Here is a 26695-nt window from a genome sequence, read left to right on the forward strand (position 1 = left end):
CGTCACCGCGCCAGCGGGAGCCAGACGCGCATCGGCGCGGCTCCGCGGTTCGCCCAGGCGTAGTACGGGACCGCCGTCGCGGTGACGGCCTGGAGGCCCGTGGCGGGGTCCGAAGCGCCAGCCACGTCGTCGACGCTGGTGGCGTCCACGGCGCGATCCGCGCCTCCCGGCCCGTCCAGACGCCGGTACGGCCACGCTGCCTGCGCGTGCTCGGCAGGGGCGTGCCCCTGGATCCGCAACGTGACCACGCCGTCGAGGAGTCCGTCCTGGCGCTCCTCGGTGATCGGCGCGTCCGCGTCGACCGTCAGGTCGTCGACCGTGAAGCCCTGCTGGTCCGCCTGCTCGACCGCGTACACCAGCGGGCCGCGCTCGATCGCGACCTGCCCGCGGGCGGCGTCGATGCGAGTGTCGGCGACGTACCGGTGCGGCGTGGTGTCGAACGCGAGCTCGACGGTGTCGCCGGCGGTCCACTCGCGGTCGATGACGTGGAGCGTGCCCGCTGCAGGACTCGCGTCGCCGCCGGCGCCCGTGACCGTCGTCGTGTCCGACCACGCCGGGATGCGGAGGCCGAGCGCGAGCGGGCCGTCCTCGGTGACCGTGACGACCACGCGGCCGTCGTGCGGGTAGCCCGTCTCGACGCGCACCGGCCCGAGGTCTGCCGTCGCGTACTGGTGGATCTGCAGCCCGCCGTCGGTCGCGGTCGCGAGGTAGCCGTCGAGGCTCGCGAACGTCCGCATGATGTTCGGCGGGCAGCACGCGCAGTCGAACCAGCCGCGACGCCCATGCGCGGGGGAGCGGTTCTCGTCCTGGTGCGCGTGGTCACGCTGCTGGAGCGGGTTAACGTAGAAGTACTCGGTGCCGCCCAGGCTGACGCCCGCGAGGAACGCGTTGTAGAGCAGGCGCTCGATCGCGTCGGCGTAGACCGGCTTGCCGGTCGCGAGCAGCAGGCGCCAGGCCCACTGGACGCCACCGATCGCGGCGCAGGTCTCGGCGTAGCCGCGGTCGGTCGGGAGCTCGTACGGGTCGCCGAACGCCTCCCAGTCCCAGCGTGCGCCGAGGCCGCCGGTGATGAACGCCTTCGTCGCCATCATGTCGGCGAACTGGCCCTCGCTCGCCGCCAGCAGCTCGGTGTCGCCGGTCTCGATCGCGACGTCCACCGCACCCGCCGCCAGGTACACGGCGCGGACGGCGTGCCCCTCGACGGTCGTGGCCTGCCGGCTCGGCACCCGGTCGGAGAAGTACGTCGGCTCGCCGCCGGCGCGCTCGATGATGCCGTGGCCGCGGGCGTCGACGAACCAGTGCGCCAGCTCGAGGTAGTCGCGGTTGCCGGTCTCGCGGTAGAGCTCGACGAGGCCCATCTCGACGACGGGGTGCCCGTCGATGTCGGTCGTCTTGCCGTCGCCCTCGCCGAACGTCCGGACCAGGTGGTCGGCGTTCTTGATCGCGACCTCGAGCAGGCCGGTGTCGCCGGTCGCACGGTGCTGGGCCACGGCCGCCTGGTACAGGTGCCCGGCGCAGTACATCTCGTGGCTCCACTTGAGGTCCGTGTACCGCTCGCCCTTCCCCCGGATCTGCTGCACGGAGTCGAGGTAGCCGTCGTCGGCCTGCGCCTGGGCGTAGAGGGCGGTGACCTCGCGCTGGAGGTCGAGCAGGTCCTCCGACGGCGCGCGGCCGTACTCCCACGCCACGGCCTCGAGCCACTTCGTCACGTCGGAGTCCATGAAGATCGGGCCGGTGGCCTCGCCCTCCTCGAGCCCGGCGGCGATCCGGAGGTTCCGGAAGTTCCCGGCCGTCTCGAGCAGCGCGTACCCGCCGCGGACCGCATCACGGCCGTTGCGCTCCTGCCGGAGGGCCCAGAAGCCGCCGGTGATCCGGGCGTCGCCGGTCGGCAGTGGCCGGAGCGTGAGGTGGGCGTCGGCGGTCGGGAGGACCGGCGTCGCGGTCTGCGCACGGCTGTCGGTCGCGAGCGTGGTGGTCATGTCGCCTCCTTGCGATGTGACTGGGGCCGTTCCGGTGTCCGCCGTTCGTGCAGCGTTCGGAAAACGGTTTCTGCGGTGGACAGTACGACACCGACCGCCGGGGCGCAAGTGTCCGATTGCTGTTGTGCGTATGCTCATCCACACGCCACTCGATCCGGAAAGGAGCTTGCCGTGACCCTCGAACGCAGCTCCCTCGACCGTGCCGCGCAGCCCGTCCGGATCACCGACGTCGCGGCGCTCGCCGGGGTGTCGATCGGCACCGCGTCGAAGGCGCTCAACGGCACCGGCCAGCTCCGCGACGCCACACGACTCCGGGTGAAGGAGGCCGCCGAGAAGCTCGGGTTCGTCGGCGACGCCCGGGCGCGGGCGCTCTCCTCCGGCCGGACCTACACCGTCGGCATGATCACCACCGACTCGTTCGGCCGGTTCTCGATCCCGGTGCTGCTCGGCGCCGAGGACGCGCTGTCCGCCGGCCAGATGGCCGTGCTGCTCTGCGACACCCGCGACGACCACGTGCGCGAGACGCACTACCTCCGCTCGCTCGCCGCCCGCGGGGTCGACGGCATCATCGTCACCGGACGCTCGGCCGACCCCCGCCCACCGATCGACGCGGCGATGCCCGTCGTCTACGCGTTCACGCCGTCGACCTCGGCGTCGGACGTGTCGATCACCCTCGACGACTCGGCGGGCAGCGCGGCCGTCGCCTCCCACCTGCTGACGCTCGGGCGCTCGCGGGTCGCCATCGTGACCGGGCCCGAGCGGCACCGTTCCGCCGAACGTCGAGTCGCGGGGGCGGTGTCGGTGCTCGGGTCGCGGGTCGTCGCTCCGCCGATGTACGGCGAGTGGACGGAGCGGTGGGGGCGCCAGGCGGTCGACGTGCTGGCGCGGGGATCGGTGGACGTCGACGCGATCGTGTGCGGGAGCGACCAGATCGCCCGCGGCGTGTGCGACCGGCTGCGGGAGCTCGGTCGGTCCGTGCCGGAGGACGTCGCCGTCACCGGGTTCGACGACTGGGACGTGATGGCGCTCGCGAGCCGTCCGCCGCTCACCACGGTGGACCTGCGGCTCGAGGAGCTCGGCCGGGTGGCGGGGCAGGCGCTGCTGAGTCTCATCGACGGGGGACCGGCGGCGTCGGCCGCGGTCACCCCGACCCTGGTCGTCCGCGAGAGCACCGTCGGCGCGTAGGCCGGGCCGCGCGAGGTCGTGCGCGGGGCCGTCCGGGCGTCGCGCGGGGTCGCGCCTCGGGTCGAGGTCGCACGACATGCCGCGTGCACGTCGTCGAAGTCGCACGAAGTGCCGCCGTGCGAGCTGGCGGGCGGCACTTCGTGCGACCTCGCGGGACGTGAGCGGCGTTTCGTGCGACCTCGCGGGCTCGGGTGGGCGGCACTTCGTGCGACCCGCGAGCCGCATTGCGGGAGTGAGCGCTCACGTGCCAGGATGTGAGCGCTCACGGGGACGACGAGGTCTGGGAGGACTGCATGAGCGACGACCGCCGACACCAGGTCGAGGACGGCCGCACCACGCTCGGCATCGAGCTCGGCTCCACGCGCATCAAGGCGTGCCTGGTGGACGAGGACCTCGTGCCCATCGCCGCCGGCTCGCACGAGTGGGAGAACGAGTTCGTCAACGGCCGCTGGACCTACTCGCTCGACGCCGTCGAGACCGGACTCCGCGCCGCCTACGCCGCCCTCGTCGCCGATGTCGAGGCGCAGTACGGCGTGACCCCGACGACGTTCCGCGCCGCCGGCGTGAGCGCCATGATGCACGGCTACCTCGCGTTCGACGCCGAGGACGACCTGCTCGTGCCGTTCCGGACCTGGCGCAACACCTCGACCGGCCCGGCAGCCGAACGGCTCAGTGACGCGCTCGGGTTCAACATCCCGCTCCGCTGGTCGGTCGCGCACCTGTACCAGGCCGTCCTCGACGACGAGCCGCACGTGCCGCAGATCGCCGGCATCACCACGCTCGCCGGGTACGTGCACCGCCGGCTCACCGGCCGCGACGTCCTCGGCGTCGGCGACGCGAGCGGCGTCTTCCCGATCGACAGCAGCCCCGCTGACAGCGGCCCCGGCGACCCCGGCACGCGCGACTTCGACACCGAGATGCTCGCCGTCACGCAGGACCTGCTGGGCGACGCCGTGCCGGACCTCCGCGCGCTCCTGCCCGAGGTCCTCGTCGCCGGGGACGACGCCGGCACCCTCACCCCCGAGGGCGCCGCGTGGCTCGACCCGACCGGATCGCTCCGCCCCGGCGTCCCGCTCTGCCCGCCGGAGGGCGACGCCGGCACCGGCATGGTCGCGACGAACGCCGTCGCACCGCGGACCGGCAACGTCAGCGTCGGCACGAGCATCTTCGCGATGGTCGTCCTCGAGCAGCCGCTCGGGTCCGCGCACGAGGAACTCGACGTCGTCACCACCCCGTCCGGTGACGCCGTCGCGATGGTGCACTGCAACAACGGCGCGAGCGAGATCGCGAGCTGGGCACGGGTCTTCGGACGCTTCGCCGAGGCATCGGGCAGTCCGATGGCGACGGACGACGTGTTCCGGGTCCTGCTGGACGAAGCCGAACACGCCGACCCCGACGCAGGCGGGCTGCTCTCCTTCAACTACCTGGCGGGCGAACCCGTCACCCACGTCGAGGACGGCCGGCCCCTGCTGCTCCGCACCCCCGACGCGCGCTTCACCCTCGGCAACCTCGTGCGTTCCGAGGTGCACGGTGCGTTCGCCACCCTCGCGATCGGCATGGACGTGCTGCACGGGGAGCAGGTGCAGGTCGACCGGATGACCGCGCACGGCGGACTCTTCCGGACGCCCGGCGCCCCGCAGCAGCTGCTCGCCGCGGCACTGCGGGTCCCCGTCGCGCTCGAGGAGACCGCGGGCGAGGGCGGTGCCTGGGGCATCGCCGTGCTCGCCGCGTACCTCGAGCACACCGAGCACCACCTCGCCGACTTCCTGGCGGACAGCGTCTTCGGCGGGGACACGGTCCACGTCGCGGACCCCGAGCCGCGCGACGTCGAGGGCTTCCAGACGTACCTCGGCCGGTACCGCGCTGCGCTGCCCGTCCAGACCGTGGCGGCAGCGGCGACCCGACCAGACGCGACCGGAACCGGTGCGGCAGCCGCCCCCGGCGCCGACGCGACCACGACCCGAGGCGAGGGGACGGCGGGAGCCGAGCCGCGCCTCCCGGCAGAGCAGGAAGTGACCAGATGACCAGCGCAACCGACCCCGACACCCAGCGGGCCGTCGCGGCCACCCGTGAACGCGTCGCCCGCCTGCACGGCGAGCTCGTCCGCTACGGCCTGGTCATCTGGACCGGCGGCAACGTCTCCGAGCGCGTGCCCGGCACGGACCTGTTCGTCATCAAGCCGAGCGGTGTGTCGAGCGACGACCTGACGCCGGAGAACCAGGTCGTCTGCACGCTCGACGGCGTGCCCGCCGACGGTTGGGGCAACGAGCACGGACCGAGCTCCGACACCGCTGCGCACGCCCACGTGTACCGGAACATGCCCGAGGTCGGCGGCGTCGTCCACACCCACTCGACGTACGCGACGGCCTGGGCCGCGCGAGCGGAACCCATCCCGTGCGTGATCACCGCGATGGCCGACGAGTTCGGCGGGCCGATCCCGGTGGGACCGTTCGCGATCATCGGCGACGACTCCATCGGCCACGGCATCGTCGAGACGCTGACCGGCCACCGATCCCGCGCGGTCCTCATGCAGAACCACGGCGTCTTCACGATCGGCAAGGACGCGAAGGACGCCGTCAAGGCCGCCGTGATGTGCGAGGACGTGGCGCGCACCGTGCACATCGCGAAGCAGGGCGGCGAGGTCGTCCCGATCGCACCAGCAGACATCGATCGACTCTTCGATCGCTACCAGAACGTCTACGGACAGAACCCCGAAGGAGCCATGCAATGACGCAGGAGACCACCGTCGAGACACTGGCGGGCTACGAGGTCTGGTTCCTGACGGGGAGCCAGGGGCTCTACGGCGAGGAGACCCTCCGCCAGGTCGAGGAGCAGAGCAAGCAGGTGCACGCGGAACTGGCCGCGGCGCTGCCCGTGAAGCTCGTCTGGAAGCCCGTCCTCAAGGACGCCGACGGCATCCGCCGCGCCCTCATCGAGGCGAGCGCCGACGACAAGGTCATCGGCGTCACCACGTGGATGCACACCTTCAGCCCCGCGAAGATGTGGATCGGCGGCCTGCAGGCACTCACGAAGCCGCTGCTGCACCTCCACACGCAGGCGAACGTCACGCTGCCGTGGGCGGACATCGACTTCGACTTCATGAACCTCAACCAGGCCGCGCACGGCGACCGTGAGTTCGGCTACGCCCTCGCGCGCCTCGGCGTCCGGCACGCCACGGCCGTCGGCCACGTGTCCGACCCCCGGGTGCAGCAGCGTGTCGCGAACTGGACCCGTGCCGCCGCCGGTGCCGCCGCCGTCCGCGAGTTGAAGCTGACCCGTTTCGGCGACAACATGCGCTACGTCGCCGTCACCGAGGGCGACAAGACCGAGGCCGAGATCGAGCTCGGCGTGCAGGTCAACACGTGGGCCGTCAACGAGCTCGCGGCAGCGGTGGAAGCCGCCTCGGACCACGAGATCGACGCGCTGCTCGCCACCTACGACGCGTCCTACGACCTCGTACCGGAACTCCAGGAGGGGGGCGAACGCCGAAGCGCGCTCCGCGATGGCGCCGCGATCGAGATCGGCCTCCGCACCCTGCTCGCGCAGAACGGCAGCGCCGCGTTCACCACGAACTTCGAGGACCTCGGCTCGCTCAAGCAGCTGCCGGGCCTGGCCGTGCAGCGCCTGATGGCCGACGGCTACGGCTTCGGCGCCGAGGGCGACTGGAAGACGGCGGTCCTGGTCCGCGCGATGAACGTCGCGGGCGCCGGCCTGCCCGGTGGTGCGAGTCTGATGGAGGACTACACCTACGACCTCACCCCGGGCGCCGAGAAGATCCTCGGTGCCCACATGCTCGAGGTCTCGCCCACGCTCACGACGACGAAGCCGACGCTCGAGATCCACCCGCTCGGCATCGGCGGCAAGGACGACCCGGTCCGCCTGGTCTTCACCGCCGACCCCGGCGAGGCCGTCGTCGTGGCGCTCTCCGACACCCGCGACGGCTTCCGCCTCACCGCGAACGTCGTCGACGTGGTGCCCCCGACCGCGGCGTTGCCCAAGCTGCCCGTCGGCCGTGCCGTCTGGGAGCCGCGTCCGTCCTTCCCGGTCGCCGCCGAGGCCTGGCTCACCGCCGGCGCCGCCCACCACACCGTGATGACGACCGCCGTCGGCCTGCAGGTCGTCGAGGACTTCGCCACCATGGTGGGTACCGAGTTCCTCGTCATCGACGAACACACCACCGCTCGCGGGTTCCGCGACGAGCTGCGTCTCCAGCAGACGTGGCACCGTCTCGACCGCGGCTTCTAGGAGTCAGGACCCCACGATGAGCGACGTGATCGCGGCCGAGCGCACGCGGACGAACTGGGCGGGCAACGTCACCTACCGGGCGTCCGGTCTGGCGCGTCCGACGTCGGTGGCCTCGTTGCAGGAACTGGTCGCCTCGACCCCGCGCCTGACGGCGCTCGGCTCGCGTCACTCGTTCAACACCATCGCCGACACCGACGCGGTCCAGGTCTCGCTGGCAGACCTGCCGCCAGTGCTCGACATCGACACGTCGCGTCGCGTGGTCCGGGTCGCCGCCGGGATGATCCACAGTCAGGTGGCGGCCGGCCTGGAGGCACGTGGCTGGGCCCTCGCGAACCTCGCGTCCCTGCCGCACATCTCCACGGCCGGGGCGGTCGCCACCGGCACGCACGGATCCGGTGTGCGCAACCCGTCCCTCGCGCAGGCGGTGGTCGGCCTCGAGGTCGTCCGGGCCTCCGGCGACCTGGTGCGGGTCGATGCGTCGACGGCGGACGGTGCGCTCGACGCCCACCGTGTGGCACTCGGGGCGCTCGGTGTCGTCACCGCCGTGGAGCTCGCGATCGAGCCGACGTTCCAGGTCGCCACGACCGTGCACCTCGACCTGCCGTGGGAGGCCGTCGCCGAGCACTTCGACGAGATCGTGTCCGACGCGTACTCGGTGTCGATGTTCACGTCGTTCGACGACCGGGGCGCCCGGCAGGTCTGGGTGAAGCAACGCGTCGACGAGCCGGCGCCGGCCGTGGACCTCGTCGCGCTCGGCGCCCGCCCCGCCACCGGCCCCGTGCACCCGGGGGAGAACGACCCCGCCGGCGTCACGGAGCAGGGCGGTGTCCCCGGGCCGTGGTCCGAGCGGCTGCCGCACTTCCGGTCGTCGTTCACCCCGTCGACCGGTGCCGAGATCCAGGCGGAGTACCTGATCCCCGCAGCCTCGGCCGTCCCCGCCCTGCAGGCCCTCCGCCCGCTCCGCGAGCTGTTCGCCCCGATCCTCATCGCAGCCGAGGTCCGGACGATCGCGCCGGACACCGCGTGGCTCGCGCCGTCGTCGGGCCGGCAGTCGGTCGGGATCCACTTCACCTTCCGCCGGGACGCCGAGGCAGTGGCCGCCGCGGTCGCGCGGATCGAGGACGTCCTCGCGCCGTTCGACGCCCGGCCGCACTGGGGGAAGGTGTCGGCGACGAGCGTCGAGCGCCTGCACGAGGTGTACCCGAGGCTGTCGTCGTTCGCGGCGCTCGCGCGGGACCTCGACCCCACCGGGCGGTTCCGGAACCTGTTCCTCGCGCGTGTGCTCGCCTGAGGCCGGAGCGCGGTTCACAGCACATCCGGATGGGATCTCGGGGTGGCACACCGCGTCGTCCCTGAGCGTCCACATGTGAGGACGCAAAGGTCGGGGCATGGCGAACCTCAACCGCATCCTCGGCATGGCCTCGAAGGTCATCGACAAGCAGCTCCAGAAGCGCGGGCAGGGTGACGGCGCGCCTGGCTCCGGTCCGCAGCAGGGTGGCTCACAGCAGGGTGGCTCCGACTGGCGGGACATCGTCCGGACGGCGGCGGACCGGCTGACCGGCGACGACCGTGGGCAGCAGCAGCAGCAGGCGCAGCAGCGGCCGCCGCAGCCGCAACAGCAGTACGGCCAGCCGGTGTCGGGCCACCAGCCGGCGCCCGGCCAGCCCGCGCCCGGCCAGCCCGCGCCTGGTCGGTACGGTCAGTCGCAGTCGGGTGGGTCCGTCGACTCGGACAAGGTCGCCCTGGCGAAGTACGACTACCTCCTCCGCACCTCGTCCCCGGACCAGCTCGAACAGGTCCACCACGACGCCTTCGCCCGCCTGACCCCGGCGCAGCGCCAGCAGGTACGGAACCGGCTCAACTCCGAGCTCCCGCCGCACGAGCACCTCCGCGACGACTCGGCCGGCGGGATGGCCCGCGCGATGACCCGCGGCGAGGTCGCACGTCCGGGACTCATCCGACGCGTCCTCGGCGGCTCCGGCTCCGGCTCCGGTCGCGGCGGCGGTCGTGCCGGCGGCGGTCGCGGTGGCGCGTTCGCCGGCGGTGCCGCGGTCGGTGCCGGAGCGATGGCGCTCGGGGGTCTCGGTGTGGCCGTGGCCGGTGGGGCCGTGCTGAGTGCTGCGGCCGGACCCGTGTTGGCCGAGGCGGCGAACGTCGGTGTCGACTTCGAGGGAATCGCCTCGGGCATCGGCGACCTCGGCCTCGCCGACCTCGGCGGTGGCATCGAGGGGCTGGCGGGCGAGGGGGAGCAGCTCCTCGGGGGCTTCGGCGAGCAGTTCTCCGGGCTGGGGGAGCAGGCATCGGGCCTCGGCGAGCAGGCGTCGAACCTCGGCAACGACTTCCTCGGCGGCCTCTTCGACCGTTGACCTCGGTGGCGGATGGAGCGCCCCCACATCGCTCGTCGCGGTGCGGGGGCGCCCGTGTCCCTAGGCCTTGCGGATCAGGTCGAGCAGGAGCCGGGTGAGGTTCACGAGCAAGCTCGCGATCCCCAACCACAGCGCCTGGCGCCTGGTCCGGCCGTCGTCGTCTCGCGACATCGATGACCTCCTTGTGTCGTCGCCGGCTGACACGAGGAGCTTCGACCGAGGGATGCGGAGCCGAGCGGGCTCGGCTACCATCGGTTCCGAGCGATTGACTCGGGATGGTCACTGCATCCCTTGGCTTCCACTCGGAAGGCAAATCGAGGCCCGGAAACTGTTCCTGCAGTTCCGGGCCTCGCTCATTCGCCCAGGTCGTGCTCCGGCGGGTGACACGACCACGAGCAGCCTACGACGAACTGTTCGCTGGTACGTCGTATTCCACCAGGTGGTTCCTCGCCAAACTCCGTGCGGACGCATCGGGAATAGCGGGACGTCGCCCAGGACTTGGACCGTTACGTCGTGCGACGTCCGTCGCGCGCAGGATTCGGACGGGCGACCACCGCGGTGTCAGGATGGACGCCGCCCGGTGCCCCGAACCCGCGGTCCCGCAGCGACCGTCGCCGGTCGACACCACACCCCTTCCCCACGAGGAGCAGCATCGTCATGAGACGCCCCAAGCGCCTGACCATCACCGCGGCGGTCGCCGCAGCAGCAGCACTGGTGCTCACCGGCTGCTCGGGCGGGGGATCCTCGGACGACGCCTCGAGCGGCACGAGCAAGGGCGGCACGCTCAACGTCCTGACGACCGCCACCGCGGTGCACCTCGACCCCGCGACGAGCCAGAACCTCAACATCACGACGCTCGGCCTCGTGCTGCGTCGTCTGACCGCGTGGGACGTCGAGCCCGGCAAGACGGCGAAGGTCGTCCCGGACCTGGCGACGAACACCGGCGACTCGAGTGACGGCGGCAAGACCTGGACCTACCACCTGAAGAAGGGGCTGGAGTTCCAGGACGGCAAGGCCATCACCACGAAGGACATCAAGTGGGGCATCGAGCGCTCGTTCGCGCCGACCCTCACCGGTGGCCTGAGCTACCACAAGTCGCTCCTCGTCGGCGGTGACTCGTACAAGGGTCCGTTCGACGGCAAGACCCTCGACAGCATCGAGACTCCCGACGACTCGACGATCGTCTTCAAGCTCAACGCGGCCTACGGCGACTGGCCGTGGATCGTCTCGATGCCGGCGTTCGCTCCGGTCCCCGAGGGCGACGGCACCGACACGGGCGCCTACGACACCAAGCCGGTCGCGTCCGGCCCGTACCAGGTGCAGTCGAACACGCAGGGCTCGCAGATCACCTTGGTCCGGAACAAGTCGTGGAGCGCGAAGACGGACGACGTCCGCACCGCCGGCCCGTCGAAGGTCGTCTTCAAGGAGAGCCAGGACCCGTCGACCGTCACGCAGACGCTCATCGCGGACAACGGCGACGCGAAGGACTCCTTCGGCGCGACCTACCTCGGCGCAGCCGAACTGAACCAGGTCCGGTCGAACCCGGCCGCCCAGGACCGCCTCGCCACGTCGAAGGCCGGCCCGATCAACTACCTGGCGATCAACACGCAGAAGGGCTCGCTCAAGGAGCTCAAGGTCCGTCAGGCCCTGCAGTACGCGGTCGACAAGAAGTCGTACCGGATCGCCGCGGGCGGTGCCCTCGCCGGGACCTACGCCTCGACCCTCATCACGCCGGGGATCGCCGGTCGCCAGCAGTACGACCTGTACGAGCCCGGTGCCACGGGTGACGTCGCCAAGGCGAAGAAGCTCCTGCAGGAAGCAGGCGTCTCGGACCTCAAGCTGACGCTCGCCACCCAGAACGACTCGGCGAACCTGGCTGAGGCGCAGGCGATCCAGGCGGGTCTCAAGCGCGCTGGCATCACGGTGACGCTGAAGCCGTACGACATCGACTCGTTCTACACGGCGACCACGGACGGCTCCGACTTCGACCTCGCGATGTTCAGCTGGCAGCCCGACTTCCCGAGCGCCAACGCCAACATCCAGCCGCTCTACGACTCGTCGCAGATCGGAGGGGGCGGCTACAACGTCTCGAAGTACAGCAACCCCGAGGTGGACGCCCTCATCGACCAGGCGAGCGGCACCGTCGACCAGAAGGACGCGCAGAAGCTCTGGGCCGAGGCGGACAAGAAGATCATGGAGGACGCCCCGATCGTCCCGCTGACCTACGCGAAGCAGTCCTTCCTGGCCGGCTCGAACGTGCAGAACTTCCAGATCGCTGACTTCCCGGCGTACCCGAACTACCTCAAGGTCACGCTCGCGAAGTGAGTTCTCCGCTGCTCGAGGTCGAGGGGCTCCGCGTCGCGTTCGGCGACGCGGAGCCCGTCGTCCGTGACGTCTCCTTCTCGCTGACGCCCGGCCGCGTGCTCGCCCTGGTCGGCGAGTCCGGCTCGGGCAAGTCGGTCAGCGCCATGAGTGTGCTCGGACTGCTGCCGCCCGAGGCACACGTCTCCGGCAGCATCCGGTTCCGCGGCGAGGAACTCGTCGGCGCAACCGCCGACCAGCTCCGAGCCGTGCGCGGCGCGGGCATCGGGGTGGTCTTCCAGGAGCCGATGAACTCCTTTACGCCCGTGCTGTCGATCGGCACCCAGATCGCCGAAGCCGTCCGGGCCCACCCGACGGGCCTCCACCGTGCCGAGGTGTCGGCTCGGATCGACGAGCTGCTGCGCTCCGCGGGCCTCACCGATCCGGAGCGGATCCGGAAGGCGTACCCGCACGAGCTGTCCGGTGGGCAGCTGCAGCGCGCGATGATCGCGATGGCGCTGGCGGGCGACCCGGTCGCCCTCATCGCGGACGAGCCGACGACGGCGCTCGACGTCACCGTGCAGGCGGGGATCCTCGACCTGCTGCGCCGGCTCGGCCGCGAGCGCGGCCTCGCGGTGCTCCTCATCACGCACGACATGGGCGTGGTGGCGGACGTCGCCGACGAGGTCCTGGTGCTGCGACGCGGCGACCCGATCGAGCACGGGAGCGTCGCCGAGGTCTTCGCCCACCCCGCGGCCGACTACACGCGTCAGCTGCTGGCGGCCGTTCCGAGCCTGGAGGCGCGTGGCGGGTCCGAGACAGCGACAAACGAACCGTCGCTGGTCGCCGCTGCGGACGCGAGTCGCGCCTCCCGGCCGCTGGTCGCGCAGCTGCGCGACGTCGCCGTCCGGTACGGGCGTCGCGGCGAGCCGACCGTCTCGGGGGTCGACCTCGACCTCCACGCCGGCGGGACCGTCGGCCTGGTGGGCGAGTCGGGGTCCGGCAAGTCGACCATCGGACGTGCCCTCGCCGGCCTCGTGCCGGTGGTCGGGGGCTCGGTCGAGGTGGACGGCAGCGACCTCCGCACCGCTCGTGGCAAGCGCCTCCGCGAACTGCGCAGCCGCGTCGGCATCGTCTTCCAGGACCCGGCCTCGTCCCTCAACCCGCGGCAGACCATCGGGTGGAGCATCGCCGAGCCGCTCCTCGTGCACGACGCCGCGTCGGCGGACTCCCGCGCCGACCACGTCCGCGAGCTCCTCACCGCCGTGCAACTCGACCCGTCGTGGGCCGAGCGGTTCCCGCACCAGCTCTCCGGCGGACAGCGGCAGCGCGTCGCCGTCGCCCGTGCGCTCGCGCTCCGGCCGGCGCTGGTGATCGCGGACGAACCGACCTCGGCGCTCGACGTCACCGTGCAGGCCGCCGTGCTCGACCTGCTCTCCTCGCTGCAGCAGGACTTCGGGTTCGGCATGCTGCTCATCAGCCACGACCTCGCCGTCGTCCGGCAGCTCGCCGACGAGGTGGTCGTCCTCCGCGACGGACGCGTGGTGGAGCGCGGCACGACCGACGCGGTGCTCGACGACCCGCAGCAGGACTACACGCGCATGCTCCTCGCCGCAGCGCCCGTCGCCGACCCCGTGCGACAGGCTGCTCGCCGCGAGGCCTGGCGTGCATGGGAAGGAGTGGCCTCGTGACCGCCAACGTCGTCGACCGTCCGGTGTCGACCGCCGCGGCCCGGAGCACCGGGTTCCGCGCCGTCGTGCGCCGTGTCCGGAAGGACCGCTGGGCGGTCGCGTCCGCCGTCGTGATCGTCGTGTTCGTCGTCGTGGCCGTCGCCGCGCCGCTCATCGCCGCCGTGACCGGGGAGGATCCGTACGGCTACAACATCGACGCGCTGAACTCGTTCGGGGCGCCGAAGGGCGTCGGCGGCGGGATCAGCGCCGAGCACTGGTTCGGCGTCGAGCCGCTGACCGGCCGCGACCTGTTCGCGATCGTCACCTACGGCGCCCGGACCTCGCTCGGGATCGGACTGGCGGCGACCGTCGTGTCGATCGTGATCGGCGTGCTCGTCGGCGTCACCACCGGGTTCTTCGGCGGCTGGTACGACCGCGTGCTCTCCCGCGTGGTGGACGTCATCTTCGGCTTCCCGTCGCTGGTCTTCATGATCGCCCTCACCGCGATCGTGCCGACGTCGTTCCCGAAGCCCGTGCTGGTCGTCCTCGTCATCGGGTTCTTCGGGTGGCCGTCCGTCGCTCGTGTGGTCCGGGGACAGACGCTGTCGCTCGTGCACCGGAACTACGTCGTCGCGTCGACCGCGATGGGCGCCGGCCGGTGGCACGTGATCCGGACCCAGTTGCTGCCGAACCTCGCCGCGACGATCACCGTCTACGCGACGATCTCGATCCCGTCGATGATCGGGGCCGAGGCCGCGCTGTCCTTCCTCGCCGTGGGGGTGACCCCGCCGACGCCGTCGTGGGGCCGCAGCATCGGCGACGCCGTCGGGTGGGTGCAGACCGACCCGGCGTACCTGCTGTTCCCCGGCCTCGCACTGTTCCTGATCACCCTGGCCTTCAACGTGCTCGGTGACGCCCTGCGCGACGCCCTCGACCCACGAGGAGGGAACCGGTGAGCACCTTCCGCTTCATCGCCATCCGCGTCCTCGGCGCCGTCGTCGTGCTGTTCGTCGTCGCCGCCATCACCTACGCGCTGTTCATGCTCCTGCCGACGAACCCGGCACGGGCGATCTGCGACAAGCCCTGCACGCCCGACCGGCTGCGCGAGGTGCAGGCATTCCTCGGCACCGACAAGCCGTGGATCGCCCAGTTCGGCGCGTACCTCGGCGGGATCTTCGCCGGCCGGACGTTCGGTTCCGGTGCGTCCGTCATCGACTGCGCCGCACCGTGCTTCGGGTACTCGTTCCAGCTGCACGACAGCGTGACGAACCTGATCCTGACGCGCCTGCCCGTCACCGCGTCGATCGCGGTCGGCGCGGCCGTGCTCTGGCTCGTCGCCGGGGTCGCCGGGGGTGCGCTGTCGGCACTGCGCCGTGGCACCTTCGTCGACCGGGCCGTGATGACCGTCGCGGTCGCCGGGGTCTCCGCGCCCTCGTACCTGGTCGGGCTGCTCGGCATCCTGCTGTTCGGCTTCGTGCTCGGGATCCTGCCGACGAGCGGCTACGTGTCGTTCGCGGACGACCCGGTCGGGTGGTTCACGCACCTGATCCTGCCGTGGTGCGTGCTGGCGTTCATCAGCGCGGCGATCTACGCCCGGTTGACCCGTGGCGAGATGCTCGAGTCGATGTCGCAGGACTTCGTCCGGACCGCCCGCGCCAAGGGGCTGCGCGAACGCCAGGTCGTCGTGCGGCACGGGTTGCGGACCGCGATCCTGCCCGTGGTGACGCTGTTCGGGCTCGACCTGGGGTCGCTGCTCGGCGGAGCGGTCATCACCGAGAAGGTGTTCGCGATGCAGGGCCTCGGCGCGCTCCTCATCGACGCGGTGCACACGCTCGACCTGCAGGTCGTCGTCGGCTTCACACTGTTCTCGGCGCTGCTGATCGTCACCGCGAACGTGATCGTGGACGTGGTCTACGCGTTCGTCGACCCGCGGGTGCGTCGCCGGGCGTAGCGCTCGGGCCGGACGCGCGCCCGGATACCGCCAGCACAACCGAAGTCACCCCGAACCGTCCGATCGCGCGGTTCGGGGTGACTTCAGTTGTGCCGGACCCCGGTGGCACCGACGAACCGGTAGGCGGCGCCGTCGTCCGTGCGCTCGAGCACGCCGAGGTCGACCGCATCGCGCCGGACGATCGCCACGTCCTCGGCGAACATCGCGATGGCCGCGTTGAGCACGGCCTCGGGCACCGTGCGTGCGACGCCGAGGCGCTCGAACACGAGTCCGACGATCCGCACCGACAGCGGGTGTCGCTCGTCGTCCTTCACGGGCATGCGCGCGATCCGGTCGAAGGCGAGCAGCGCCGACGGTTCCTGCAGTCGTCGGAGGTCCTGCGCGGTCCGTCCGAGCAGCGGGGTGTCCGGCCCGTCGTCCCCGAGCCAGTCGAAGGCGGCGATGGCTGCCCGCGTCCGGTCGTCGAGGTCCGCGCCGCCCACGACCGCCGCGCGCAGCGTCGGACTGGCCAGCACGCCGACGGCCTGTCGTGCCCGCCCGATCGACTCGTGCAGCTCGGTCACGAACCCGCCGCCAGTCGATCGGGGTGCCACTTCGACCACTTCTCGCGGACGGCGTCGTCGATCGGCACCTCGAAGTGCCGGGCGACGAGCAGGATCTGCGCCAAGACGTCGGCGATCTCGTCGCGGAAGTCCTGCTCGAGTTCGTCGTCGGTGCGCCCCTTGCGACGCGCCTGCCCGGCCCGGGCGCGGAAGGCCTGCGTGAGCTCGCCGACCTCTTCCCCGAGCTTCAGGACGAACCACTCGTCGGTGCGGTCGATGCCGTGGCGCTCGGCGTAGAACGCCGAGACGGCCTCGACCTCGTCGCTCAGGTCCCGCACGTCCATCAGAAGTAGGTGATCCCGTGCGGCGTCCGCGGCGGCGTCAGCATCGCGCGGAGAAGCGCCGGCGCAGCCGCGTCCACGGAGCGGAGCAGTCCGGCCGCGGCCAGCGTGACCGGGCTCACCGACCCGATGAGCAGCGCACCCAGGTCGGCCACGTCGAGCTGGAGGTCGGAGCCAGCCACGTCGGCGTCGTCGGCGATGCGCGTGACGCGGCCCCGTGCCTCCTGGACGTCCAACCGGTACGTGCCGGCGGCGAACCCGAGTGCATCGGTGACCGCGAGGGTCAGCGACCCGTCGACGGCGTACGGGCGGGACGCGAGGACGGCCGGGACGTCGAGGACGCGCAGCCAGACGTGGTCCTCCTCGTGGTCGACGTCGTACGCGCGGTTGTCGCCGAGTGCCGCGACGATCGGGTCGTCGAGGCGTGAGCGGCTGTACTTGACGACGTCGTTGAGGTCGACCGAGAGCAGGAACTCCCACAGCGACAGGTAGGCGGCGTCGGTCGCGTAGACAAGGTCGACGACCTCGAGCGTGGTGTCGCCGTCACGGCTCTCCTTGACGCGCCAGGTGACGTAGCCGTCGACCTCGTCCGAGTCGTCGGGGCGGTGGACGGCGGCGCGGACGTCCTTCGCCGGTTCGCCCTCGCCGGTGCGGAGCCCCAGGGCCACGGGCCAGGTGCCGGCGTTCCGCACCATCGACCCGGGGGTGCGTGCGTCGAAGCGGTCGAAGACCGACCGGGCCGGACCGCCTGCGAGCCACGCGGGCGTGACGACGCTGACCGTGCCGGTCGTGGGCGCGAGGAAGGGCAGGGCACGGTCGCGGCGGACGCTGATCGCCCGCTCGCGGATCGCGCTGCCGAAGCCGAAGCGGCGGTAGATGGTGCCCTCGGACGCGGTGAGGGAGGCCATCGCGTACCCCTCGGCGACGCCGCGCTCGAGCGCGTGCGTCATCATCCGGCGGAGGATGCCACGGCGGCGCTCGGTCGGTCGGACCGTCACGGCGGAGATCGCCTGCGTGTCGATCGACGAGCCGTCACCCCAGCTCAGCGGCTTCCGGAACCACGCGAAGGTGCCGGCGGGCCAGGTCTCGTCGACCGAACCGGGAGCGGGCCGACGCACGTAGGCGCCCAGCCAGGTGTTGCCGTCCTCGACGAAGTGCTCGACCATGCGGGCCGCCGCTTCGTCACCGGGGTGCGTCTCGTGGAAGCCGAGTCCGACGGCCTGCATCCAGGCCTCGGTGTCGGCGTCCGGCGCACCCTGGCCGTCCGTGCCGGGCGCGAACTCGCGCAGGTCGTAGCGGTCGTCGAATGCCTCGTTGCTCACGGTCCGACACTATCGGGGAGCGCTGACGTCGTCGACGGATCCGGGTCGGCCGGGAGGCGCGGCTCGCCTCCGCCCGACAGGAGCGCCCCGGCACGGGCTCGCGTCCCAGGCGCCGGGTCGGCCCCGGCGGATCGGCTGACGTCGCGTCAGGCCCGCCGGAGCGTCTCGCTCGGGTACTCGCCGAACTGCTTCGCGTACGCGGCCGAGAACCGTCCGGCGTGCGCGAACCCCCAGTGCCGCGCGACGTCGGCCACGGCCGTCGCCGACGGTTCGCCGCGGACGAGTTCGGTGCGGATCCGGTCGAGCCGGACGGCGCGGATGTAGGCGTTCGGCGACATCCCGAGCACCCGCCCGAACGACGCCTGCAGGGCGCGGAGGCTGAGGTTCGCCAGGGCGGCGAGGTCGGTGCTCGTGATCGGCAGGTGTGCGTGCTCGTGGACGTACTCGACGACGTGCCGGATCCGTGCGTTGCGGGGCAGCAGCAGCGCGGAGGGGAAGTCCGCGGTGGCCTGGGGGTAGAGCTCGAGGAAGGAGACCGCGGCGAGCCTGCCCATCTCGGCCTGCAGCAGCGGCGAGGCAGCGCGGTCCATCGTCGTCGCCGAGATGAGGTGCACCGTCTGGCGCCACTGCCGCATCGCGGTGTCGCTCGGCTGTGCAGTGTGGTCGAAGCGGGTCCCGGCGACCGTGACCCCGCGCTCGGAGGCGACCTCGTCGACGGCGTGACGGTTGACCTGGACGAGCCGCTGGTCGTAGTCCCGGAAGTCGAACCGGAACGCCTGGTTCGGCCACATCTGGGGCCGACCCGCCTGCACGTGGAGCTCCTGTCGGCCGAGGTCGAGGATGCCGCTGCCCCGGGTGATCCACTGCACGACGAAGTCCTCGCCCGCGGGCATCTCGCCGGTCAGGCGTCCGTCGAACTGCACGGCCCGCAGGGTCATCGCGTCGTCGCCGGCCGCGGCGTACCGGTAGGTGAACGGCACGTCCGTGGTGTCCGCCGTCCACGAGATGCCTGCGTACGCGGCGGCCAGGGTCTCGCGGGCGCGCACGACGTCGTCGCCGCGTTCGTCGACGCGGATGCGAGCAGGCGGTTGGTCAGTCATCGGGCACCGCGGATCAGTGTCACATCCCGATGTACCCGAGGACGGTGGCTGTCCGGTAAGCGTCGCTCAGAACCGGTCGGCGCCGTCGTACACGGACATGAGCATCGCGGCCGCCGTCCGGGCCGTGCGCGCGGGGTGGACGACCCCGTGGATCGCGGCCTCGACCTGCGCGCCCTGCACGAGGAGGGTGAGGGCCGGCGCGAGGTGGGCGGGGAGCTCGGCGGCGTCGCAGAGCATCGCGATGTGCTGCTCGCACTGCCCGAGGTGTTCACCTGCGAGCCGGGCGATCAGGGGGTCGACACGACCGAGTTCGCCGTAGCCGTTGATGAACGCGCACCCCCGGTAGCCGTGGTCGGTGAAGCAGGTCTCGAGGTACCCGAACAGGGCGAGGATCTTGTCCCGCGGGTCCTGCTGGTGGGACTCGGCGTGCAGGAGTCCGTCCATCCACTCGCGGTGCCGGTACCGGAGGGCCGCCACGACGAGCTGCTGCCGCGACGGGAACGCTGCCTCGACGTCGGCGACGGTGATCCCCGCGCCGGACGCGATCCGTTCGATGGGCACCGAACCGACCCCCTCGGCGGTGAAGAGTGCGTCGGCGCTCACGACGACGGCCGCCTGCGCCGCGGAGAGCGCCGGAGCCGCGTCGGTGAGGGTCGCCGGCATCATGCGACGGTGTCGGACGACGAGCGGTCGGTCGACAGGGGAGCGGCGAGGGCGATCGTGCGGAAGTACACCAGGCGGTCCCAGGTCGCCCGGTGCTGGGCGGTGAGGGGATGCGGGTCCACGATGAGCACGGGCTAGGCGCCGGCGAAGAAGTCGGCGTACGAGGGGTCGACCGGCAGGCGCGAGCCGGGGGTGTTCGCGACCCGGGCGGCGACCATGGCGTCGAGCTCGGCCGGGGGCGTCAGGCCCCGTCGGCGCCACTCGGTCGGGTGGGCTCGGAGCATCTCGAGGGTGATCGTGTCACGCATCGGTGCGGTCCTGTTCTGCGGAGGGTGGGTCGTCCCGGTCACCCGGGACCCTCCGACCCTACGAGTCGGGACGGACGCGTCCGGCACGATCCCGCGAAGACGACGAAAGGCGGACAGCGTCAGGTCACGGGCCTGGAGGCGCGGTGCCAGCTGGCACCGCGCCTCCAGGCCGACCGTCGTCACCCGTCGGCTGCGCGAGCGACCCGAGGAGCCGCAGCTTGTCCGCCGCGTCGCTGCCCGCCTCCGGGTAGTAGAGGACGAGGATGAGCCCACCGACGGGCAGCTTCTCGCGGTGCAGCCGGAGCGACCCGAGGGCCGGGTGCTCGATCTCGGCGGTGTTGCCCTCCAGCCGCCGGACGTCCTGACGGGCCCACAGCGTGCGGAAGCGAGCACTGGCGAGACTCAGTTCGCCGACCACCTCGACCGCCCGCGGATCGGAGACGTCGTTGCCGATGCTGCGCCGGAACGCGGCGACCATGTCGACGACCGCCTGCTCCCAGTCCGCGTGGAACGCGCGCTCCTCGGGGTCGAGCAGCAGGGAGCGGAGCCGGTTCTGCCCCGGCGTCAGCCGCGGCGAGAGCGCGACGGCCAGGTCGTTGGCGGCGAGGACGTCGAAGTGCCGCCCCTCGACGAAGGCCGGCACCGCGATCGTGGCGAGCAGGTGCTCGAGGCGTGCCGGCACGCGTTCGGCTCGCCGTGGACGTCGGGCCCGTGGGCGACCGCTCGCGAGGGTGATCAGGTACTCCGTCTCGACCTCGTCGAGCAGGAGCACCCGGGCCAGCGCCTCCAGCACCTGCGCCGACGGGTTGTCGTCCCGCCCGCGCTCGAGTCGGAGGTAGTAGTCCGCGCTGATGCCGGCGAGCATCGCGACCTCTTCGCGACGCAGCCCGGGGACGCGTCGGCGTGCGCCGGAGGGCATGCCGACCTCCTCGGGCGAGACCAGCGCCCGGCGTGCGGCGAGGTACTGGCCCAGTCGGTTCGTGTCGGCGCGGTCGTCCATGTCCGTCACGCTAGCGATCCTCCGGCGGCGAGAGGGGGCCCTGCCACTCCCCGGATCACGGGGGCCTCGCCGGCGGTCCGGTCGGCGGCGGACGATCGTCCGGTACCGGCCGCCGGGCCGGATGAAGGAGTCGTCATGGACATCACCGACCGCACCGTCCTCATCGTCGGAGGGACCTCGGGCATCGGCCTGGGCCTCGCCCGCCGCTTCGCCGACGCCGGGTCCACCGTCGTCGTCGGCGGTCGCGACACCGACCGGGTCGAGGGCCTCGAGACCGTCACCGTCGACGTGTCCGACCCGGAGTCCGTCACCCGCGCCCGCGACGAGGTCCTCGCCGCGCACCCCGACCTCGACCTCGTCGTCACGATGTCCGGCGTGATGCTGCTCGAGGACCTCCGCGACCCGGCACACATCGCGCAGACCGAGACCACCATCGCGGTGAACCTGCTCGGGACCATCCGCGTCGTCGACGCCTTCACCCCGCACCTGATCGCACTCGGACACGGCGACGTGATGACCGTCACGTCGGGGATCGCGTTCCTGCCGTTCCCGCTCATGGCGAGCTACGGCGCGTCCAAGGCCGGGGTGCACGCGTACACCGAGGCGCTCCGCGCGCATCTCGCGGGGACCGGTGTCGGCGTCACCGAGCTCGTCCCGCCGGCGGTCGCGACCGCCGGCCAGGAGCAGGTGAACCCGAACGCGCTGCCCCTCGACGCGTTCCTCGACGAGGTCGTCGGCCTGCTCACGCAGACCCCGACCCCGGACGAGATCGTCGTGGAGCGCGCCCGGGCGCTCCGGTGGGCCGAACGGGACGGCACCTACGCCGACCTGCTCGCGCAGCGGTCGCAGGCGCTGGCGTCGTTGCCCGGCCGCTGATCGCCGTCGTCAGCGCTTGTCGTCAGCGCCCGCCAGCGGGGTCCGGTCGTGTCTGCACGGGTGCGAGCCAGCGCGTGAGCAGGACGGCCGTGACGCTGCCGGTCGCCATGATGGCGGCGAGGACGACGATCTGGAACCGACCGGCCTCGAGCGGGGAGACACCGCCGAACACCGCGCCGACGAACGCGCCGGGCAGGGTCACGAGGCCGGTCGTCTTCGTCTGGTCGACCGTCGGGATGAGCGCCGCGCTCACCGCACGCCGCACCAGGTCGGTCGTCGCCCGACGCGGAGCCGCGCCGAGGGCGAGCCAGCCCTCGACCTCGTCCCACCGGTCGTCGACGAGTTCGCGGAACCGCCGCCCGGCGATCGTGGCGATCGACATCGCGTTGCCGATCACGATCCCGCCCACCGCGAGGGCGTAGCGCGGGGAGAGCTCGATGGCTCCGGTGCCGAACACCACGACACCGGTGACGAGGATGCCGGACGCCATCGAGACCGCGACCGGCAGCGCCATCGACCGGAACCCGCCGAGCCGTCGCGCCGAGGTGACGACGGCGACGCTGAACATCACGCCGAGTGCCAACCCGATCAGGACGGGGGAGCGGATGACGCCGGTCAGGACGAGGCTGATGGCTGCGAGCTGCAGGACGCCCCGGGCGATGGCGGCCGCCGGGGCCCACGGCGCCGAGGCCCGTGCAGCGAGGAGGACGCCGGTGGCGATCGCGACGAGCACCAGCACACCGAGCAGGGTGTGGGCGAGCGCGTCACCGTTCACGCATCACCGTGGCCTCCAGCCGTCCCGTGCACCGAGCGTCACAGCACGCTACCGCGTGCGGGCCGGGAGGCGCGGTGCCGGCTGGCACCGCGCCTCCCGGCCCTGGTCGGTGCGGTCCCGGGCCCTGGCCGGTTCCGCGGCGTCGACGCGCGTGGCAGGGTGAGCGGATGCCGAGCATCAGGAACATCGCGGTGGGACTGCCGGTCCGGGACGGCCACGTCCTGGTGTCCGAGTCCCACGACGCCGTCCGCGACCTGGTCTTCTTCCGCGCCGTCGGGGGCGGCGTCGAGTTCGGCGAACGCGCCGACCAGGCACTGCGACGCGAGTTCCGCGAGGAGCTCGCCGTCGAACTCGACGAGGTCGGACTCCTCGGGGTCATCGAGAACCTGTTCACGTTCGAGGGGCAGCCCGGGCACGAGTACGCACACGTCTTCGCGGTGCGGTCGAGCGAGCTCGACGCCGTGCCGCTCGACGCCGAGCTCGTCGTGCTGGACGAGGGCAGCCCGGTGCGGTGGGTGCCGCTCGACACGGGTGTCCCGGTGTTCCCTGACGGCGTCCTGGAGTTGCTGCGGGCGTCCGGCGTCAGCCAGCCGCGGGGTCCGGGTCCGGGCCCGGTCTGAGCCGACGTGTGACGCCCGGTCGGTGCACCGGCAGTCGGAAGCGGTCGCTGGCGATCGCCGCCGCGACTGCTCCGAGGGTCTCCGGCGGTGACTGCGTGGTCGTGTCGATCACCGACGGCTCGAGCCCGCCGAGGTCGGCGAACTGGTCCCAGAGCGCGAGGACCGGGCCCTCGTCGACCAGGGCGTCCGGATCGCTCCGACGTCGGGCGCGGTCGAGCGCGACGGCTCGAGCGGGCCGGAGGACGACGTAGTGCACCGCGACCTGCGGGTGCACGGGCACGGCCTGCCGGTAGCGGCCGAGCATCCACGGACCGACGATGCCGTCGACCACCACGGTGAACCCGCCCTCGGCGTAGGCGAAGGCCGCCGCGACGATCGCCCGGACCACGGTGTGGTTCTGCGCGTCGGCCTCGGGGAGGTACGGCGGCACGGCACCCGAGACGACGGCGTGCCAGAAGTCGTCCGTGTGCAGGTGGACCGCCCGGTCGAACTGCACGGCCAGCTGTCGTGCCGTCGTCGTCTTGCCGGAGCCCGGCGGTCCGGTGAGTACGATGACGGTCCCGGGGGAGTCCATGCGGGAAGTATGCGCCCGTGGCAGCCTCCGTGGCGCACCGTCCGGCGTCGACGAGAGCACCATGTCCGTCACGGCGACACCCGAGCGGAAGCGAGTCCCACCATGACCGCAGACGATCCCATCGAGACGGACCCGCAGCACTACCGGCTGCTGTGGGAGAACGAGCACGTCCGGGTGCTCGACTACTCCGACGAGCCGGGCGACCAGACCCACCCGCACCGGCACCCGAACAGCGTGATGGTCACGCTGACGGCGTTCGAGCGGCAGCTCGCAGCCGACGACCGCAGTGTCGACGTCGCGCTGCCCGCGGGCGCCGCCGTCTGGTTGGCGGCCCAGCGACACTCCGGCCGCAACACCGGCACGACGCCGACCCACACGGTCCTGATCGAACTCAAGGACGTACCGGACGACGGCGCGCCGACGTCCGTCCTCGGTCCGGTGAGGTGACGACGCCACACTTCCTTGACGTGGCACTTGTATTTTGCAAGTGTTGCGCCCATGAGCCTCTTCATCACCTGTCCGGTCGACAGCGTCGAACGCGCGACCGCCTTCTACACGGCCCTCGGCTGGGTCCTCAACCGGGACATGTCCGACCAGAACGTGTCGTGCTTCGCGATCGCGCCCGAGCAGTACGTCATGCTCGGCACCCGTGCGATGTACGCCGCCGTCGGGGGAGTCGAGGACCTCGTCGGCGGGCCCGACACCCCGTCGAAGGTGACGGTCTCGTTCGACCTCCCCAGCCGCGAGGCGGTCGACGAGCTGATCGAACGCGCGGGTGCTGCCGGGGGTCGGATCGGTGACACCGACGACTACCCGTTCATGTACCAGCGCCAGTTCGACGACCCGGACGGCTACCACTACTCGCCGTTCTGGATGAAGCCAGAGGCCGACCCGGAAGCGTGAGTGACCTCGCCGCCGCGCTGGACGTCGTCGGCGCACGGTGGGCGCTGCTCGTGGTCGAACGGCTGCTCGAGGGGCCGCAACGGTACGGCGACCTGCAGCGTGAGCTCGGCGTGCCGACGAACGTGCTCGCCACACGGCTGCGCGAACTCGAACAGGCCGGGGTGCTGACCCGGCTGCCGCTCCGGCACAACACCCGCGCGTACGCGTTGACCGAACGCGGGCTCGCACTGCGCCCGGCGATCGCCGCGCTCGGGCAGTGGGGTGCCGAGCACTCCCCGGACGATCCCGTCGAGGAGGACGAGCGCGCCTGACCACGGGTCGCGCGCCCCGCGGTGCTCGTCCGGGAACACCACACGGCGTCGCGCGTTGCACGGCTGAGGGACCCCGACGTCCGCACGGGGTGCCGACGGTGAGCAAGGAGGAACACGATGGACGCGCACGAGCACCACGGCACGAGCTGGACCGCGGCCGCACAGGCGACGCTGCACTGCCTGACCGGCTGCGCGATCGGTGAGGTCCTCGGCATGGTCATCGGCACCGCCACGGGCCTGCACAACACCGGCACGATCATCCTGTCGATCGTGCTGGCGTTCGTGTTCGGCTACGCGCTCACGATGCGCGGCGTCATCCGCTCCGGGCTGACCTTCGCCGCCGCGTTCACGGTCGCCCTCGCTGCGGACACGGTCTCCATCGCCGTCATGGAGCTGATCGACAACGCCGTCATCGTCGTCGTCCCGGGTGCCCTGGACGCTCAGCTGGACGACTGGCTGTTCTGGGGTTCACTGGCGTTCTCGCTGGTGATCGCGTTCATCGTCACCACCCCGGTCAACCGGTGGATGATCAGCCGGGGCCGCGGCCACGCGGTCGTCCACGGCCACCACTGAGTCGTCCGCCCCGGTGCGGGGTGTCCCCGGACCGGTCAGCAACAGTCGCAGGGCTCCTCGCCGGGGCGTTCTCCGGTGAGGACAGCGGTCGGGACGGCGCAGGTCTCACCGCGCCACGCTTCGAGCCCCTCGCGCAGCGCGAAGACCACGATGACGAGCCCGGCGACGGCGTCCGCCCACGCCCAACCCAGCAACGTGTTCGCCAGCAGGCCGACCAGGACGGCGGCGGACAGGTACGAGCAGATCAGGGTCTGCTTCGAGTCAGCGACCGCGGAGGCGCTGCCGAGCTCCGTGCCCGTCCGCCGCTCGAGCAGGCTCAGTCCGGGCATCACCAGCAGGGACACCGCCGCGAGGACGATGCCGACCGTCGAGTGGTCGGGGCTCCGCAGGCCCGCGAGGGCGAGGACGGCGTCGACGGTGACGTAGGCGGCGAGGCCGAAGAACGACACGGCGATCACCTTCAGCGCGACGCGCTCCCGCGCTTCGGGGTCGCGCCCGGAGAACTGCCACGCGACCGCTGCCGCGGAGAGCACCTCGACGACGGAGTCGAGGCCGAACCCGATGAGCGCGGTCGACGACGCGACAGACCCTGCAACGATGGCGACGACCGCTTCGACGACGTTGTAGGTGATGGTCGCCGCGACGACCCAGCGGATCCGACGCTGGAGCACCCGCTTCCGGTCCGTCCCGACGACCCCGACCGCGGCGGTCATGCGCCTGGCCCGCAGCAGAGCGGGACGTCGCAGTACTCGTCGACGCAGGCGGCGCCGTCCTCGACGGCGAGGACGACGTCGAGGAGCGACCGGAGGGCGGCCGTGAGGTGGGCATCCGCGATCTCGTACCGGGTCGAACGTCCTTCGGGAACGGCGACGACGATGCCGCAGCCGCGGAGGCAGGCGAGGTGGTTGGACACGTTCGAACGCGTCAGGGTCAACTCGGACGCCAGACGGCCCGGGTAGACCGGTCCCTCGAGCATCTCTAGCAAGATGCGGGAGCGAGTGCGGTCGGCCATGGCCCGGCCCAACCGGTGCATGACGTCCAGGCGTGGCGCAGTGGTCAGCATGAGCTGACATTACAGCGGTGACTGACC

The 26695-nt window shown here is 72.0% G+C and carries 29 protein-coding genes; 16 read left to right on the forward strand and 13 right to left on the reverse strand.

What is annotated here, in order from left to right; genetic code table 11:
• Positions 1 to 2: 2 nt before the first annotated feature.
• The gene (locus BIU96_RS03715) at positions 3 to 1979 is read right to left on the reverse strand and encodes a glycoside hydrolase family 127 protein (protein ID WP_071291273.1); all 1977 of its coding nucleotides are present in this window, start codon (positions 1977 to 1979) and stop codon (positions 3 to 5) included.
• Positions 1980 to 2150: 171 nt separating this feature from the next.
• On the opposite strand from BIU96_RS03715, the gene BIU96_RS03720 reads away from it, so the two are divergent.
• The 10 genes from BIU96_RS03720 (at position 2151) to BIU96_RS03765 (ending at position 15697) form a co-directional block, all read left to right on the forward strand.
• Positions 2151 to 3164, forward strand: coding sequence for a LacI family DNA-binding transcriptional regulator (locus BIU96_RS03720; RefSeq protein WP_071291274.1), 1014 nt, complete (start codon positions 2151 to 2153; stop codon positions 3162 to 3164).
• Positions 3165 to 3457: 293 nt separating this feature from the next.
• Positions 3458 to 5188, forward strand: coding sequence for a xylulokinase (locus BIU96_RS03725; RefSeq protein WP_071291348.1), 1731 nt, complete (start codon positions 3458 to 3460; stop codon positions 5186 to 5188).
• Positions 5185 to 5895, forward strand: coding sequence for an L-ribulose-5-phosphate 4-epimerase (locus BIU96_RS03730; protein ID WP_071291275.1), 711 nt, complete (start codon positions 5185 to 5187; stop codon positions 5893 to 5895). Before BIU96_RS03725 ends, BIU96_RS03730 begins: the two co-directional genes overlap by 4 nt.
• Positions 5892 to 7409, forward strand: coding sequence for an L-arabinose isomerase (gene araA, locus BIU96_RS03735; RefSeq protein ID WP_071291276.1), 1518 nt, complete (start codon positions 5892 to 5894; stop codon positions 7407 to 7409). Before BIU96_RS03730 ends, araA begins: the two co-directional genes overlap by 4 nt.
• Before the next feature lie 16 nt (positions 7410 to 7425).
• Positions 7426 to 8700: a D-arabinono-1,4-lactone oxidase gene (locus BIU96_RS03740; RefSeq protein ID WP_071291277.1), complete on the forward strand. Its 1275-nt coding sequence runs from the start codon at positions 7426 to 7428 to the stop codon at positions 8698 to 8700.
• A gap of 97 nt (positions 8701 to 8797) precedes the next feature.
• Positions 8798 to 9775, forward strand: coding sequence for a hypothetical protein (locus BIU96_RS03745; protein ID WP_071291278.1), 978 nt, complete (start codon positions 8798 to 8800; stop codon positions 9773 to 9775).
• Positions 9776 to 10432: 657 nt separating this feature from the next.
• Positions 10433 to 12100, forward strand: a complete 1668-nt coding sequence (locus BIU96_RS03750) for an ABC transporter substrate-binding protein (protein ID WP_071291279.1) — start codon at positions 10433 to 10435, stop codon at positions 12098 to 12100.
• Positions 12097 to 13767, forward strand: a complete 1671-nt coding sequence (locus BIU96_RS03755) for an ABC transporter ATP-binding protein (RefSeq protein WP_071291280.1) — start codon at positions 12097 to 12099, stop codon at positions 13765 to 13767. The genes BIU96_RS03750 and BIU96_RS03755 overlap by 4 nt, the downstream gene beginning before the upstream one ends.
• Positions 13764 to 14702 (forward strand): ABC transporter permease, encoded by a 939-nt coding sequence (locus tag BIU96_RS03760; protein WP_083402636.1) that lies wholly within the window; start codon positions 13764 to 13766, stop codon positions 14700 to 14702. The genes BIU96_RS03755 and BIU96_RS03760 overlap by 4 nt, the downstream gene beginning before the upstream one ends.
• Positions 14699 to 15697, forward strand: coding sequence for an ABC transporter permease (locus tag BIU96_RS03765; RefSeq protein WP_071291281.1), 999 nt, complete (start codon positions 14699 to 14701; stop codon positions 15695 to 15697). The genes BIU96_RS03760 and BIU96_RS03765 overlap by 4 nt, the downstream gene beginning before the upstream one ends.
• An 83-nt stretch (positions 15698 to 15780) precedes the next feature.
• On the opposite strand, the gene BIU96_RS03770 is transcribed toward BIU96_RS03765, so the two are convergent.
• From BIU96_RS03770 to BIU96_RS03795, 8 genes are all read right to left on the reverse strand, one after another.
• Positions 15781 to 16260, reverse strand: a complete 480-nt coding sequence (locus BIU96_RS03770) for a DUF2087 domain-containing protein (protein ID WP_071291282.1) — start codon at positions 16258 to 16260, stop codon at positions 15781 to 15783.
• A complete protein-coding gene (locus BIU96_RS03775) occupies positions 16257 to 16583 on the reverse strand; it encodes a MazG nucleotide pyrophosphohydrolase domain-containing protein (protein WP_071291283.1) in 327 nt (108 codons plus the stop codon). Before BIU96_RS03775 ends, BIU96_RS03770 begins: the two co-directional genes overlap by 4 nt.
• Positions 16583 to 17902 (reverse strand): GNAT family N-acetyltransferase, encoded by a 1320-nt coding sequence (locus BIU96_RS03780; RefSeq protein WP_071291284.1) that lies wholly within the window; start codon positions 17900 to 17902, stop codon positions 16583 to 16585. The genes BIU96_RS03775 and BIU96_RS03780 overlap by 1 nt, the downstream gene beginning before the upstream one ends.
• Positions 17903 to 18048: 146 nt before the next feature.
• Positions 18049 to 19002 (reverse strand): helix-turn-helix transcriptional regulator, encoded by a 954-nt coding sequence (locus BIU96_RS03785; protein ID WP_071291285.1) that lies wholly within the window; start codon positions 19000 to 19002, stop codon positions 18049 to 18051.
• A gap of 66 nt (positions 19003 to 19068) precedes the next feature.
• Complete coding sequence (locus BIU96_RS03790; protein WP_071291350.1) at positions 19069 to 19665, reverse strand: TetR/AcrR family transcriptional regulator; 597 nt, start codon at positions 19663 to 19665, stop codon at positions 19069 to 19071.
• A complete protein-coding gene (locus BIU96_RS20365; RefSeq protein ID WP_302847712.1) occupies positions 19665 to 19787 on the reverse strand; it encodes a hypothetical protein in 123 nt (40 codons plus the stop codon). The genes BIU96_RS03790 and BIU96_RS20365 overlap by 1 nt, the downstream gene beginning before the upstream one ends.
• A gap of 12 nt (positions 19788 to 19799) precedes the next feature.
• A complete protein-coding gene (locus tag BIU96_RS19700) occupies positions 19800 to 19973 on the reverse strand; it encodes a hypothetical protein (RefSeq protein WP_175477448.1) in 174 nt (57 codons plus the stop codon).
• A 124-nt stretch (positions 19974 to 20097) separates the two neighbouring features.
• A complete protein-coding gene (locus BIU96_RS03795; protein ID WP_083402644.1) occupies positions 20098 to 20973 on the reverse strand; it encodes a helix-turn-helix domain-containing protein in 876 nt (291 codons plus the stop codon).
• A gap of 135 nt (positions 20974 to 21108) precedes the next feature.
• Here BIU96_RS03795 and BIU96_RS03800 point away from each other — a divergent pair, with 135 nt between their 5' ends.
• Entirely contained in the window at positions 21109 to 21849 is a 741-nt protein-coding gene (locus BIU96_RS03800; protein ID WP_071291286.1) for an SDR family oxidoreductase, read from the forward strand.
• Positions 21850 to 21871: 22 nt separating this feature from the next.
• Here BIU96_RS03800 and BIU96_RS03805 read toward each other — a convergent pair whose 3' ends face one another.
• The gene (locus BIU96_RS03805) at positions 21872 to 22624 is read right to left on the reverse strand and encodes an ABC transporter permease (protein ID WP_071291287.1); all 753 of its coding nucleotides are present in this window, start codon (positions 22622 to 22624) and stop codon (positions 21872 to 21874) included.
• Positions 22625 to 22791: 167 nt separating this feature from the next.
• Between BIU96_RS03805 and BIU96_RS03810 the strand changes: the two genes are divergently transcribed.
• A complete protein-coding gene (locus BIU96_RS03810; RefSeq protein WP_071291288.1) occupies positions 22792 to 23244 on the forward strand; it encodes an NUDIX hydrolase in 453 nt (150 codons plus the stop codon).
• On the opposite strand, the gene BIU96_RS03815 is transcribed toward BIU96_RS03810, so the two are convergent.
• Positions 23207 to 23818 carry an AAA family ATPase gene (locus BIU96_RS03815; RefSeq protein WP_071291289.1) on the reverse strand — a complete coding sequence of 204 codons (612 nt, stop codon included), beginning with the start codon at positions 23816 to 23818 and terminating at the stop codon, positions 23207 to 23209. The two genes, BIU96_RS03810 and BIU96_RS03815, sit on opposite strands and share 38 nt — an antisense overlap.
• A 102-nt stretch (positions 23819 to 23920) precedes the next feature.
• Here BIU96_RS03815 and BIU96_RS03820 point away from each other — a divergent pair, with 102 nt between their 5' ends.
• From BIU96_RS03820 to BIU96_RS03835, 4 genes are all read left to right on the forward strand, one after another.
• Positions 23921 to 24265 (forward strand): cupin domain-containing protein, encoded by a 345-nt coding sequence (locus BIU96_RS03820; protein ID WP_071291290.1) that lies wholly within the window; start codon positions 23921 to 23923, stop codon positions 24263 to 24265.
• A 51-nt stretch (positions 24266 to 24316) separates the two neighbouring features.
• A complete protein-coding gene (locus tag BIU96_RS03825; RefSeq protein WP_071291291.1) occupies positions 24317 to 24721 on the forward strand; it encodes a VOC family protein in 405 nt (134 codons plus the stop codon).
• Entirely contained in the window at positions 24718 to 25032 is a 315-nt protein-coding gene (locus BIU96_RS03830; RefSeq protein WP_071291292.1) for a helix-turn-helix domain-containing protein, read from the forward strand. Before BIU96_RS03825 ends, BIU96_RS03830 begins: the two co-directional genes overlap by 4 nt.
• A 117-nt stretch (positions 25033 to 25149) precedes the next feature.
• On the forward strand, positions 25150 to 25605 hold the full coding sequence (locus tag BIU96_RS03835) for a DUF4396 domain-containing protein (RefSeq protein ID WP_071291293.1): 456 nt from the start codon (positions 25150 to 25152) through the stop codon (positions 25603 to 25605).
• A gap of 35 nt (positions 25606 to 25640) precedes the next feature.
• Here the strand turns inward: BIU96_RS03835 and BIU96_RS20055 are convergent, their stop codons facing one another.
• Together BIU96_RS20055 and BIU96_RS20060 are read right to left on the reverse strand one after the other, a co-directional pair.
• Complete coding sequence (locus tag BIU96_RS20055; protein WP_071291294.1) at positions 25641 to 26318, reverse strand: cation transporter; 678 nt, start codon at positions 26316 to 26318, stop codon at positions 25641 to 25643.
• Positions 26315 to 26668 (reverse strand): helix-turn-helix transcriptional regulator, encoded by a 354-nt coding sequence (locus BIU96_RS20060; RefSeq protein WP_071291295.1) that lies wholly within the window; start codon positions 26666 to 26668, stop codon positions 26315 to 26317. Before BIU96_RS20060 ends, BIU96_RS20055 begins: the two co-directional genes overlap by 4 nt.
• Positions 26669 to 26695: the final 27 nt, after the last annotated feature.

Origin of the sequence: Curtobacterium sp. MCBA15_008 (assembly GCF_001865065.1) — a bacterium.
Taxonomy (GTDB): Bacteria; Actinomycetota; Actinomycetes; order Actinomycetales; family Microbacteriaceae; genus Curtobacterium.